Annotated in this window: 11 protein-coding genes; 10 read left to right on the top strand and 1 reads right to left on the bottom strand. The window is 46.5% G+C overall.

The window, feature by feature from the left end; translation table 11 throughout:
• Positions 1 to 157 precede the first annotated feature (157 nt).
• From BM082_RS15905 to hdhA, 7 genes are all read left to right on the top strand, one after another.
• On the top strand, positions 158 to 919 hold the full coding sequence (locus BM082_RS15905) for a DUF2927 domain-containing protein (protein ID WP_017012575.1): 762 nt from the start codon (positions 158 to 160) through the stop codon (positions 917 to 919).
• A gap of 180 nt (positions 920 to 1,099) precedes the next feature.
• Positions 1,100 to 3,421 carry a hypothetical protein gene (locus tag BM082_RS15900; RefSeq protein WP_074927681.1) on the top strand — a complete coding sequence of 774 codons (2,322 nt, stop codon included), beginning with the start codon at positions 1,100 to 1,102 and terminating at the stop codon, positions 3,419 to 3,421.
• On the top strand, positions 3,421 to 3,807 hold the full coding sequence (locus BM082_RS15895) for a hypothetical protein (protein ID WP_074927679.1): 387 nt from the start codon (positions 3,421 to 3,423) through the stop codon (positions 3,805 to 3,807). Before BM082_RS15900 ends, BM082_RS15895 begins: the two co-directional genes overlap by 1 nt.
• 24 nt (positions 3,808 to 3,831) lie before the next feature.
• On the top strand, positions 3,832 to 4,185 hold the full coding sequence (locus BM082_RS15890; protein WP_074927677.1) for a hypothetical protein: 354 nt from the start codon (positions 3,832 to 3,834) through the stop codon (positions 4,183 to 4,185).
• Between the two features lie 945 nt (positions 4,186 to 5,130).
• Positions 5,131 to 5,505, top strand: coding sequence for a hypothetical protein (locus BM082_RS15875; protein WP_229491890.1), 375 nt, complete (start codon positions 5,131 to 5,133; stop codon positions 5,503 to 5,505).
• A gap of 187 nt (positions 5,506 to 5,692) precedes the next feature.
• A complete protein-coding gene (locus BM082_RS15870) occupies positions 5,693 to 6,310 on the top strand; it encodes a bifunctional 4-hydroxy-2-oxoglutarate aldolase/2-dehydro-3-deoxy-phosphogluconate aldolase (protein WP_017012569.1) in 618 nt (205 codons plus the stop codon).
• Positions 6,311 to 6,528: 218 nt separating this feature from the next.
• The gene (hdhA, locus tag BM082_RS15865) at positions 6,529 to 7,296 is read left to right on the top strand and encodes a 7-alpha-hydroxysteroid dehydrogenase (RefSeq protein ID WP_074927671.1); all 768 of its coding nucleotides are present in this window, start codon (positions 6,529 to 6,531) and stop codon (positions 7,294 to 7,296) included.
• A 91-nt stretch (positions 7,297 to 7,387) separates the two neighbouring features.
• Here the strand turns inward: hdhA and BM082_RS15860 are convergent, their stop codons facing one another.
• Positions 7,388 to 7,921 carry an SRPBCC family protein gene (locus BM082_RS15860; protein ID WP_017011504.1) on the bottom strand — a complete coding sequence of 178 codons (534 nt, stop codon included), beginning with the start codon at positions 7,919 to 7,921 and terminating at the stop codon, positions 7,388 to 7,390.
• A gap of 715 nt (positions 7,922 to 8,636) precedes the next feature.
• On the opposite strand from BM082_RS15860, the gene BM082_RS15855 reads away from it, so the two are divergent.
• Genes BM082_RS15855 through BM082_RS15845 form a run of 3 tightly spaced genes read left to right on the top strand, consistent with a single transcriptional unit; the run spans position 8,637 to position 13,619 of the window.
• Positions 8,637 to 10,805, top strand: coding sequence for a DctP family TRAP transporter solute-binding subunit (locus BM082_RS15855; RefSeq protein ID WP_244276031.1), 2,169 nt, complete (start codon positions 8,637 to 8,639; stop codon positions 10,803 to 10,805).
• Complete coding sequence (locus BM082_RS15850; RefSeq protein WP_017011502.1) at positions 10,805 to 13,249, top strand: ATP-binding protein; 2,445 nt, start codon at positions 10,805 to 10,807, stop codon at positions 13,247 to 13,249. Before BM082_RS15855 ends, BM082_RS15850 begins: the two co-directional genes overlap by 1 nt.
• Positions 13,242 to 13,619 (top strand): response regulator, encoded by a 378-nt coding sequence (locus BM082_RS15845; RefSeq protein WP_017011501.1) that lies wholly within the window; start codon positions 13,242 to 13,244, stop codon positions 13,617 to 13,619. The genes BM082_RS15850 and BM082_RS15845 overlap by 8 nt, the downstream gene beginning before the upstream one ends.
• Positions 13,620 to 13,622: the final 3 nt, after the last annotated feature.

Genomic DNA, 13,622 nt, shown 5'->3' with positions numbered 1-13,622 from the left:
TATCCCCGATAAGGGATAAATAACAATTAGCCCGAATTTGCATCGGCAAGTTTGACGCTCCGCAAAGCATCCTCATTTCCCCTCCCGCTCCAATCTGCGCTACCTTGTAACAACAGTCGCTTTAGGATTGGAGCGATAATGAACAACGGAGTGTGTAATGCGACATCTTGTTTTTGGGCTGCTTTTTTCTTTGCTTGTGATGCCAGCTCAGGCGGCTTGGGATAACAATACCTATGTAGAACAAGCCTTCGAGCTGATTGCCCTCAATAACGAGTATGACGATAAAGACCACCCCGTTCGCAAGTGGCATCAGCCCGTAAATGTATGGATAGACCATCGCGTGGGCGACAAAGAGCTTCATACCAATTTAGTGCGCGTACACCTCGAGCACCTTTCAAAAGTAACGGGCCATAAGGTCCAGTTAGTGAATACGCTTGAGCAAGCAAACCTGCGCGTGGTGTTTACGCGCCAAAGCCGTTGGCAGAATGAAACCCGAGAGCTTTGGGGGGCGGATAAGTCTTACCCGTTTCGTGGCGCTATTTGCATGGCGCATTTTTCAAGCAGCAACACCAATGAAATTCGACGCGGCCTGATTGTTATTCCAGTCGATTTGGCCCGCGAGCGTGGAAAGTTGTTTGCGTGTGTGGTGGAAGAGTTAACCCAAGCCATGGGGTTACCGAATGATTCCAATGAGGTCTTCCCGTCCATCTTTAATGACAACACTAAAAACAGTGTGCTGACGCCATTAGACGTTACCTTGCTGCGCTTGCTGTATTCCCCGAAAATCCGTGCGGGCATGCCCGCCGACACGGCCTTGCCTTTGGTGTCTGCTTGGTTAAATGCCAATCCTTCTTGGGCAAAGGAATCCAAAACCCTCGCTCGACAATCGGAGTTTGTCACTGTGATGGGGTTGTTTTAAGTGTGTTTTTACAGCAGTTGAAAGCTAGAAACGCGACGCAAAATGTACACAACATCTTCCCCTTTTCGAGCAAGATATTGCCCCTGACTGATCCACCTTTTGCTTTTGATTTAGCGCACTTGTGCAAACCGAGGTTGTTCGGTAATTAACCCCAAAAGGAAAACACTTAAGGATGAGTGCGTGGGGTACCGTGTTGTAAAACTGTCTGAACTCGCAAGCTATGAGTTTGGGAACATTGAAGGGACATTTGCCGAGCTAGGTGAGCGAGAACTTGAACGTGTATTACCGCAAGGTATGGCGTTGAATACGTTTAAAGCTCAACTTCAAGAAGGCCAGTTGATCTTACTGAGCGATGCACCAAACACGCCGGCACTCTCATTGTCTTCCGCCCCCTCTGGCGAAAAAACGTGGCAGTTTAATACCGCAGCGCAGTCCCGCTTTTCACCGCAAGCACAGACCGCATTTGTATCTCGCACCAAGGCAAAAGGCTCTTCGTCTCGTTCCGGCGGCAGCTCTGACACTCAAGCGGTCTCGGAACCAGCTTACACACCGCAGCCTCCCGTTGAAGACAGGCCCGAAAAGCCGGGTGTCAATTACGAATACTTGTTTGAGGTAGCTTGCTCTGAAGAAGTATTGGCGAGCGAAGTCGGCTGCCAATTTGCACTGGGGAAAACGCCGAAAGAGGCAAGCATTGTCACTTGGGAAACCAAGCCTTCAGAACACGGCACTGTCTTCTCGGCAAAAGCGACGGACGGCGCACCAAGAAAGCTGATTGCGAAAGTGGCTAACACCGAGAAAGGCGTCAGCAATAAAGAGCCCGTCAAACTGAAACCGAAAGATACAGGCGCGGTCAGAGAGGCGTTTATCCCTGTCGTTCCTACTGTTCAGCTTGGCTCACGTCTCGGCTTCCCGACTGAAGGGTTTTATTACCACTTCCATAACAACAAGCTGGTTCAGGAATACAAGATTTTGGGGGAGGATCGCTGGGCATTTTACGCGACTCGCTCAACCCATGAAAAATTGAATACCGAACAAGGCACGAACAAGTACCAAGGGGCCATCCTTCTTTATTGGAAAATCGACAGCAAAGTCGTTAAAGATCAGCACCTCGTCTACCTCGATCAGGCGATCACACGAGAACAGTTAGATAACCTGAATGATGATTGGTTAGCTGAACATGGTGCCCCCATTGATATACCAGCCCTGCTCGCCGCCATGCAGCCTCAACAAGCCGCAGAAAAGCCTTACAAGCCACAAACCTTCAATGCCCCTGCTAATGTGGTTTATGACCACAAAGAGCGCTTACTCATGGGTTCTTCGCTTAAAGCCATAAACAACGAGAGATTAGTGGAAAGCGGGTTGCCAGTGGTGAAGGTGAAAACGTTACCGTCAGAAGAATTGGCGTTTGATCTGGGATATTGCCAAGTAGACAAGACCCAACCGCTTGATGATTACTGGCGCGCATTATTTTCTGAAGATACCCCCGCCGACATTCAGTCACTCATTAAGAAATACAACGAACACCTTAACAACCCTGTTCGTGAGGGCGAGATTGTCGTGGTGCCTACCTCTGAACCCAAAAGCGAGGAAGAGAAGAGCCGGCTAGATGCACTCATCGACGAAGCCAAAGCGGCGAGTATAGAGCTAGGTAAACTCTCCGATGAAGCTCTCGCAACGGTAAACCGCCACTTCGAGCTTTTGGACTACTATGCGTCAGAGGCTTTGAAATCAGTAAAAGAAGATGGACTCCCATCAGATGTATATGCACATGCCTCATTGGGGGTTGGTGCAGTGGCTTCTGGAGCTGGAAAACACCTACAGAACATTAACTCTATTCTGTCGGAAATAAATAACGTGTACGTTACTCAAGTAGCAATGGCAAGCCGCGTCGGCGGTATAAATTATGGTGCCTTTATTGCCGAACGTGCAGTATTGTTTAAGAAACTGGATGGTTCTTTCGCGGCACTGTCTAAACGCAGTGTTAAAGTACCTACCCATGTTCAAGTTAGGAAGAACTTAAAATTATCAACCAGATCCGTCATTCATAATGCCAATGAAATCACCTCTAAGGGAGTTGTTCCCAATCTCGGGAAGCGCATGGCAAATGTCGCTGTTGGTATGTCCGCGGCTCGTGGCGTTGGGTATGTGGGATTGACTCTAAGTGCTGCAAGTGGAGCAAATAACATTTATGAAGCATGCTCAGTGGATGCAACAGGAGAATGCGGTAAAGTAGCTACACGCGAAGTTATTGGTTTTGCAGGAGGCTGGGGCGCTGGTATTGTTGGTGGAAATATTGCAGCTGCAAGCGTAATGTTGGCGATTGGCGTTGTTGGGATCACGTCAGCACCTGTAATTGCCGTTGCCACTGTCGGTGCATTTATTGTCGGCGGGTCCTTGGGTGGTATAGCTGGTTCCACTGCTGGAAAAGCTCTTGGCGATGGAATTTACTTTTTGTATGAAAAGAGCCTTGAATTAGCTGACTACGTTGTAGAGACATTTTGATGGAATGGTACGAAGCAACAATAACAATTATTGGGATAGCATTCGGCGTTTATTTGGTTATCTGGGCTGTTCCAGGAACTATTATGAGTGCGATGATTGCGCTCGGAAATATAGAGCGAATCATCTATATTGATAAACAGCTAGCCAAAAATTTAGATAAGTATTATGACGAGAAAGGATATTTGAGGTGGGAATATCAAATATCTTCCTCAATTGGCACCAGATTGTTTGGCTATTGGATTTCCTATCCTTTCATTAAGCACAGAGCTAAAACTCCTTCAAGAAAATTTCAATTTTTCATGTGGGTAAACTGCTTAGGAATGTGGAGCTTTTTGGGTGCAGTGCTCTTCGTAGGTTTAGCGAAATTATTAGGGGTTATTCCATAGTTTAGAGGGTAGAACACTTCATTTATGCATATTGAAGAACTTAAAGTAGTAGTGTCAGGTGTATTTTCTATTTACGCCATCCTCTGGGTCACCCCTAGAACAATAATGAGTGCCATTGTTTCATTGGGAGACCCTAAACGTATTGCATTCATTGATGAACGGCTTTCAAAGGATCATAAAAAGCTACAGGAAAATTGGTCAAGCATGCTTTTTTCTAACATTGCCACTCGACTATTTGGCTATTGGTTAGCCTATCCTTTAATTTGCCATAGAGTAAAAACATCCTCGAAGAAGTTTAAGCTGTTTATGTGGTTCAATACTCTAGGCATTTGGAGCTGCATCGGTGCACTTACGCTTTCTTTAATCGGAAAAGCCTAAATCAAAGAAAATTTCGGAAAATGTAATACGTCTTCCCTAATTTCCATATATATAATATCACCCATGCACCAACCATAAAAATGATAGAATGAGCCATATGAACACGATAATAGGACTCCTATGTATATACATATACACATGGGCAATCCCATGTTTAATTTTCGTTTTTTTTGTTTCATTTGGGAACTTGAAGTACATTATCTACATTGACAAAAAGTTATCCAAATCATTAGATGTTCATTATGATAATTCAGGAAACATGGTGGACACAATGTTCGCTACAATAATGAATCGCTTTCTTTTATACAGCATTAGCTTTCCCTTCATTTTTAAAAGAGCAGATAAATCTTCATTTAAACTCAAAACCCTTATGTGGTTTACCTCCATTGGGTGGTGGTGTGTAATTATCACAATATCAATCACGTTAATCAACAAAGTATAAAAACTCAGCCCCCGTTAAATTATACAAATAAAATTTTCTATTGGGCACTCTCTGTAATAAATGCATCTCAATATGTTACTTGTTATAAAATTTAATTTAATTGATAAAAATTCGATTAGTTGACAGGGTCATATCTAGTTAATTTATTTGATAGGATATTTCGAAGGTTTTATGGTAGTTCCAACAGCTAACCCTACAGTTATGATGTTAACGTTAATCTTTGGCGGATATTTAATTATCTGGACAATTCCAACTATCATCATCATCGTTTTGCTCTCACTTGGAGACTCAAAACGTATTGGCTTTCTTGACCGACAATTTTCTCGCAATGTTGCGAAGCTTCATTCCAATTCAACGTGGATGTTGCCGCATGAAATAATCGCACGGTTTACTCTTTATTCCGTTCAATACCCATTTTTGAAAAAAAGAGCCACATCGAACTCATTAAAACTGAGTTTCTTTATGTGGGGCAATTTTTTGGGTTTCTGGAGTTTCTTTCTGTTGTGTCTGATTTTATTCATAAAATCACTTTAAGTTTGGAATATCAAGAAGTCATTGATACACATAGAAGCCGCATTTCAAGGGCAATGCTGTTAGCAATAACATTGTTTGCCCTCTCTCTTGAATTGCTTACGTTGCTTGAATTCACACTAAACGCTGACGCTTACCACTTCGGCTCCGAAGTGAATGGCTTACGGCATGAAAGTCCATGGCACTATGCTGGGTTTTCTCTCGTTACCCTCGCCCTGTTATTGGCATCCTTGTTCGTGGAACGTCTATTGGAATCAAAAGCGTGGGGCTTTGCGCTGCTTTGGTTTTTATCTCGGTTTTTCTTTTCGTCGTTGTTTAAGCGTCTATCTCGCCAATCCTCTCGCTGACTTCCCAAAACCAGCCTCGTCATTGCTGGGGCACTTTCGCACTTCAACGGTTCACTTTTTTGCAGGTTGCTCGTCGAGTCGATGTTGATCAGAAAACCACACTAAAAACATGGGCCGTGATAGATTACTCGTCACTATCGCATTTATTATCGTCGCAACACTTAGCTTCATTTTGTAGAGGTAAACAATGAAAACGATTGAACAGCGACTAAAAGAAATCCAAATCGTACCGGTCATTGCGATTAACGATGTCGCTCACGCTCTGCCTCTGGCAAAAGTGTTGGTAGAAAACGGCCTGCCGTGTGCTGAAGTCACTTTCCGCACAGAAGCGGCTGCAGAATCCATTCGTATTATGCGTGACGCCTACCCTGAGCTATTGATTGGTGCAGGCACGGTACTGACGACGGAACAGGTCGACATCGCGATCGATGCTGGCGTGGATTTCATCGTGAGCCCGGGTTTCAACCCAACCACCGTGAAATACTGCCAACAGCGCAACATGCCAATCGTACCGGGTGTGAACAACCCAAGTTTGGTTGAGCAAGCCATGGAAATGGGCCTGAAGACATTGAAGTTTTTCCCAGCTGAGCCTTCTGGTGGCGTGAACATGCTGAAAGCACTGAGCGCGGTTTACCCGGTGAGCTTTATGCCAACAGGTGGCGTGAGCCCTACCAACGTTGATCAGTATCTTGCGCTAAAAAGCGTTGTTGCTTGTGGCGGGACGTGGATGGTGCCGACTGACATGATGGACAAAGGCGACTGGGACGGCATTGCCGCATTGGTAAAAGCGGTTTCAGAACGTTAATCGCTGACTGCTACTGCTACCCCAATGAAATGCTAAGCCGAGTTCATTGCTCGGCTTTTTTTTCGCTCGCTCTGCTCCTTTTCTGTATGCCTTCTCTTTATGCCTTCGTCATGCCAGCCTCAAGCCCCACGCTGATCACCTCACTGTATCAACAATAAACCGCTGTGCTGGCTCTGCCACAACTACCCTCTTTGCATCATTGTGAAGAGGGGTTTGTTATGTCTGCGATTCAACAATTCAGCCTTGATGGGCACGTTGCTATTGTCACTGGCGCAGCAGCAGGTATTGGTCGGCGTATTGCTGAAATGTTCGCTGAAGCGGGCGCGTCAGTGGTGGTGAGCGATTTGAATATAGATGCGGCGAATGAAGTCGCTTCCTCAATCAATGCCACGGGCAGGTTTGCTATCGCGGCCAGTTGCAATGTCACCCTTGAGGTTGATCGTGCGGCGCTGATCGAGCGTGCGATAACAACCTTTGGCAAAGTGACCATTCTGGTCAATAACGCAGGCGGCGGTGGGCCAAAAGCATTTGATATGTCGATGACTGATTTCGAATGGGCCTATCAATTAAACGTATTTGCACCGTTTCGATTAATGCAATTATGTGCGCCTGACATGCAAAAAGCGGGCGGCGGCGCCATGTTGAACATCAGCTCTATGGCGGGTGAAAACAAAAATTCGCACATGGCATCGTACGGGTCATCCAAAGCCGCGATCAATCACCTCACGCGCAATACCGCCTTTGATTTAGGGCCGATGGGCATTCGGGTTAACGCCATTGCACCAGGGGCAATCCGCACCGCAGCGCTCGAAAAAGTGCTCACGCCTGACATTGAAAAAGCCATGCTCAAACATACGCCACTCGGCCGATTAGGGAAAACCGATGATATCGCGTCTGCCGCGCTGTTTTTGTGTTCGCCTGCGGCGGTTTGGGTGAGCGGACAAGTGCTCACCGTCAGCGGTGGTGGCAGTCAGGAATTAAGTTAATGCCTGTTTCAAGCGGAGTGCGTTGAAGCAGATAACAAGGGGCACAAGCTTGAATCAAGCAGCCCCTTTTGGCGTTTAGGTTGGACAGTGATTACTGCTCCATGATGACCTTCAAATTCTCGAGGCCAGCTTTGTATAACCCAACGATCGCACCAATCGCTGTTTCGTCGTTCAGGTTCTCTGGCGGGTTGTTGTTTGGGTCGCCTCGGTAAAAACCGGCCTTCCATGTCACGATGCTTTTATCCCCATCCGCTTTGACGGTGATGGTCGATTGATAATTGGTGACAGGGAGAAGTGCAGTGTTGTCTTTGCTGATTTTGTATTTCAGCATCATTTTACTGCTATCAAACGCCTTTATCGTCTCCATCACGGACGCCTCCCCCACAAACACTTGGCGAACAGCCCCTTTTTGATCGGGCTTTCCTTTTACCATCACCACATTCGTCACTGGTGGCAACCATGAAAGAGAGTTAAACGCGCCAACGGTTTGCCATACCTTTTCAGCAGGGGCGTCAATCGTAATGAACTCTTTCACTTTGAGGCGAGATGGGCCATGCGCATGCGCGAGAGAAAAGCTCATGGTACAAAGCAGTACAACAAAAGTAAGAAGGCATCGTCGAAGCATAATCGTTCCCCATTTATTCACGATGACTCTGTTATATCGGGGGATTGAAGTGAACAGAAACATTCAATTGGCAAAAGTCTTTTTCATAGCAAGGACAATGGCAGGCTAACAATGATAACGCCGCCTCGGCGGGCGGCTTTCAACGTGGTATGCCGTGCAGTTCGTATAAAAAAACGCATCAATACATTTTCATCGTGCAAACGCTCGCCGATAGTCACTCGTTTCCCGTTACATCCGCGCTAAGTGGTGCCTATTTTTCGTCAGTCAGTGTTTCAGAGTGACAAGGGGAAATCGATGGTGTTTTGAATGTAAAAATTGTTCGCTTTGACGACGTTTACTTTATCGGCCAAAACCACACGATGGTCAGCAGCCCAAAGGCTTTTTCAATCTGAGAAACCAGAAACAGCACTATCAGTAGCGATCTAAATACACACATATAATCCTCAAAACGGGTTCTCAGCCCCCTAGCTCGAAAATGAAAAGGTGATGCTTAACTTGGGCATATCAAGACGTACATTGATGTTTTCTCTTCACCCGTTTTTTCCCAACGATTGATGTGAATAGTCAATATTGCTCTATTAACCCCTCTCATTAATGCATTTTCTCACTGGCGAATCTTATGTCTCATTCCTAATCTCTATGTAAATCATTAAAAAGCGTTTGCCTTCACCGTGTTCGTTCACGAGAAGCCGCAACGCACTTTTGGGGGAACTGTATGATGCGTTATCTCTTGGCAATTGGATTACTCTTGAGTCTGTTAGGTTGTGACTCAAATACCCCTTCAACCAAGACCATCTTAAATAACACCTCCGAAGATGACGCGATGACACTCGCGCTTTCTAGCCCTCCAGAAAGTGCAGAATATTTAGCAGCTAAACGTTTTGTCGAGCTCGTTGATGAAAAAACGCAGGGCGAGGTGAAAATTAGATTTGTCGAATCTAGTTCTCGGGTTTCTGATAGAGAAATGGTCGCCGCTGTACAGAAAGGGTTACTCGATTTCACCATCACACCCACCTCTCGTCTTTCATACATAGCGCCAGACATGCAGCTGTTCGACTTGCCTTTCCTGTTTGAAGATGAAGCGGCTGTTGACCGCGTTTTTGACAGTAGCGCCGCAAAGCTTTTGCTCTCCAAATTGGATATTCAAGGGCTAGTCGGCCTTTCATTGTGGCGGGGTGGCTTCAAACAACTCATGACGACATCACCGCTCGAGGCCCCAGAAGACTTCCAGCAACGACGCTTTAAAATCATGGAAAGCCCATTGCTTCGCGAACAATTCAAACTCTGGGGTGGCGCAACCGTCCCCATCGCAGCAAGGCACACAGAGAACGCGTTCCAAAAAGAAGCCATTGATGGGCAAGAAGACACCATCGCAAACATGGCGGGGATTAACGTCGAAAATGTCAACGTGCTCATAACGAATCACGGCTATGTGTCTTTCGTTGTGGCGATGTCCCTGAAATCACACAACGCGCTTTCTCCGACCAACAGAAAAGCCGTGAGGGCCGCCGCCAAAGAAGCAACAACCTACCAATACGAACTGGCGAATCAGCAAAATGCACAGGCCCTCGAAACATTGAAAAGCAAAGCGACGGTGACAAATGCTTCACCAACACTCACCCGCTGGCTTAACGATGAATCCGCCCCCCTATTGGAGCGCTATCGTCAACGCCTCGGTACGGCGATGGTTGAACAGATCTTACAAGCACGCGAAAACTGGGCTGAACCACATCCTGAAAAAATCTTGGTCGCGTTAGATGCAGATCTTAGCGGCAACTCGGCCAATTCAGGCCTCTCCATTCGTCGCGGTATTGAGCTCGCCATTGATGAAATCAACGCACAAGGCGGCTTGTTAGGAAAAGAAGTGGCGCTGGTGGCCCGTGATAATTCCATGATCCCTTCTCGTGGTCTCGATAACCTAGAGACCTTTGCGGAATTGCCAAACCTTATTGGCGTATTCAGTGGGATCAGTAGCCCTGTTGTACTCGCCCAGCTTGATTACATTCACCACAAAAAAGTGTTGATGCTCGCCCCATGGGCTGCTGCGACGCCAATCATCGACAACACGAAATCACCTAACTACGTGTTCCGTGTGTCGGTGCGCGATGAATATGCCGCCGAGTTCTTGCTCAATGGTGCATTAGAAATTTCAGACAATGTGGGTTTGTTGTTGGTCAACAATGGGTGGGGGCGCAGCAACTATAAAGGGCTCACCGAAGCGCTGGATAAGCGCAATTTATCGGCTTCTCATATTGAATGGTTTAATTGGGGTGAACGTGATTTCTCCTCGAAAGTCGACCGCCTCACCAAGAAGGGAGCGGACGTTGTGATCTACGTGGGGAACCCTGTAGAAGGCGAGAAATTTGTGTCTGAGCTGGCACAACGTGTCTCTCCGCCAAGCGTCATTTCACACTGGGGGATTACCGGATCAGACTTTGCACAGAAGGCCTCAGTCGCGTTAGAACGCGTTGATCTTCGTGTGCTTCAAACCTTCAGCTTTATCGATAACAACGACGCTGACGTTTCAAACCTCGCCAAGCGTTATCACCTTCGTTATAGCACCTCAGAGCCTACTGAAATCATCGCGCCATCCGGCACTGCCCATGCTTACGATCTCATGAACATGCTTGCCACAGCAACAACGCGCGCAGGCAAGGTGGACATGACACGCATTCGAAACGAGATGCAAAAAATCGATAAACACTCCGGACTAATGAAAAACTATATCAAGCCGTTTGCAAACGGCAATCAGGATGCCCTAGAGCGATCTGACTACATATTTGCACGCTATCAAAACGGGGCTCTGTATCCAGTAGGCAGTAAAAACACGTCAAAAAACACAGCGAGCAATGAGAAAACACGACCTATGGAGAACGCGCCTTGATGTTGACGAAAAACAGCATTGCACAACGTTTTTCCCGCTCCATTTTAAAACTGCTGGTCGCGTTTTTTGTTTTCGTCGTAAGCGCAACCACTGTTATCGAAGTCATGCGTATCGAACGCCAATTCAAGTCACACCTTGACGATCTTGCTCAAAGTGGCTTGAATGCCCTTAATGCAGAATTAAACGTTCAACGAAGGGGCATTGCGCGGACTGCATCCAGTAAACTCTCAATCAATAGCTTGATAGACATTGATGGGGGTAGAGCCTACTTCCACCATGCGCTTGATGACCTCACACTCTTTAACACCGTCGAAGATGCCCTTGTGTTTGATTATGCCGGGAACACACTTTTTCGACATCACCATCATGATACCGATTGGCTGACACCGTCATTGGTGAATGACACGTTAAACACAGCAGAAGGTGTGATTAAGTTCAGTAATGGCTTTTTTTATATCGTTGAACCCATCGTGTACTTCGACACGGTTCAAGGTGGAATCATCACACGTATTCCTGCCAACATTCTGATTCAGCGTGTGCTGCAAGATACGCAACATGCCTTTATCATCAACATTGGTGATACCTGGAAATACATCAACAGTGAACGACAAGGCTTTAAGTTCACCATCACCAAAGAAGCCAAAAAAGAGCAAGTTCTGTCTGACTTTAACGTATCGCTCACTTACTCAGAGTCCTATCTCTTTCTAATCAATGAAATCACACCCTGGCTCACCAGCCTGAGTCTTTTAGGTTTGTTAGCACTGGTACCTTCCATCGTTATTGCGCGAAACCTAGGACGCCGAATGGCGGATCCCATTTCTCATCTCGCCACAAAGGTGAAATCAGGGAAATACCCTATATCTGTCTCACAGGAAGGCGATGAAATCGCCATGCTGGCAGACGCATTCAACGATGCCACGGAAAAACTCGACACATCAAATAAGCTCGATCTTCAAGCGGAACGCATCTCAGGACAAAGCCAGTTGTTAGCGATTGTCGATACCGTGGTCGATTGCATCATCACCATCGACATTAAAGGAAAAATAGCCAGCTTTAACCCTGCGGCAGAAAGTCTCTTTGGTTATCGTGCCAGCGATGTCATTGGCCAGAACGTGAATATTTTGATGCCACAAAAAGAAGCATCAGAGCATGACCAATACCTCGAGAACTACCTTCAAGGAAGCCCCGCTAAAATCATAGGAATGGGGCGAGAAGTCATCGCGAAGCGCAAAGATGGCTCTGAGTTCAACGCCGACCTTTCAATTAGCGAAATGTTTGTATCAGGAGAGAAGCGATTTACTGGGGTAATTCGTGACATCACAGAACGCAAACGTCACGACCAAATAAAAAGTGAATTTATCGCCACCGTTAGCCATGAATTGCGTACACCTCTCACATCTATTCGGGGTGCGATTGGCTTGGTGCTGGGTAAATTTGCCGATCAAATTCCCGAAAAAAGCCATCGCATGCTGACGATGGCCTTGAGAAACTGCGAACGTCTCACCTTGCTCATCAACGATATCCTCGACATCGAGAAATTCGAATCAGGGCAAATGACATTCAACTATTCCCGCATCAATCTGAATGCCTTAATACGTCGCGCCATTGAAGACAACGAAGGCTTTGCAAAACAGCATCTGGTGAATATGCATTTTGAATCTCATTGCGACAATGCCTTCGTCAATGCTGACGCCATGCGACTTCAACAAGTCATGGCAAACCTCTTGTCCAACGCAATTAAATACTCTCCCTCAGCAGGAACCGTGTCTGTAAGCCTGCATGAACATTCAGATGATTACCGCATCGACGTGACGGATCACGGCCCCGGTATTCCCACAGAATTTCATGCTCATATCTTTGAACGCTTTTCACAAGCAGACAGCACAGACACGCGAAGGGTCGGTGGAACAGGGCTTGGTTTGAGTATTTCTCAGGCCATCGTTGAACGCCATCACGGCAAACTGAATTTCTATTCCGTGCCTGGGGAAGGTGCAACCTTTTATTTCACCTTACCGGCAGAACCTTGCGACCAAACGCGCTTGATTCGCCACTCAGCACTCGATATCAGTGATATGCGCCAACAGGTTTTGTGTATCGACGACGACGATCACTGCATCGAAACCCTGCGGGATATGCTCACAACTTACGCTGATATTTCCCATGCATTTTCATTCGACAGCGCCAAACTCGCTCTCAATCAGCAATTTTTTGATCTTGTCATCTTGAACATCGATATCGCTGACGGGAGCGGCGAAAAATTGCTCCAGTCCCCATTATTAAAAGACTCTGAGATCATCGTTGTCATGCAAGAGGATATTGAAAAAGTACTTCCTGATCAGGTAAAAGCGACATTTTATAAGTCTCCATCAAGTATCAAGAGGCTGAAAAATGAAGTCCGTCTTATACTCAATAGAAGCCACAAGGAAGGGCAACTAAATGCATAACAATGTTACCGTGCTTTATGTTGAAGACGATGAGGACATTCGAGATGTTGCGGAGATGGCACTCGAAGACGATGGCTTTACGATCTTACCCTGTGAGTCAGGGGCCGATGCATTGGAAAAGGCCGCGCTGTCAGAACCCGATCTTTTGCTACTTGATGTGATGATGCCGGACATGGATGGGCCAACCACCCTCGCGAACTTGCGAAAACTTCCTCACCTTGCATCCACGCCCGTGATCTTTATGACTGCAAAAGTGCAGCCAGCGGAAATCAATGCGTATCGCAGTTATGGTGCCATTGGCGTCATCTGCAAGCCCTTTGATCCTATGGGTCTTGCCGATGAAATCAAACAACTCATGACACAGGCGTAATGT

It is taken from the genome of Enterovibrio norvegicus DSM 15893 (assembly GCF_900115495.1).
Lineage (GTDB): Bacteria > Pseudomonadota > Gammaproteobacteria > Enterobacterales > Vibrionaceae > Enterovibrio > Enterovibrio norvegicus.
The sequence above is the reverse complement of the archived record's forward strand: the minus strand, read 5'-3'. Positions and strand labels throughout refer to the sequence as shown.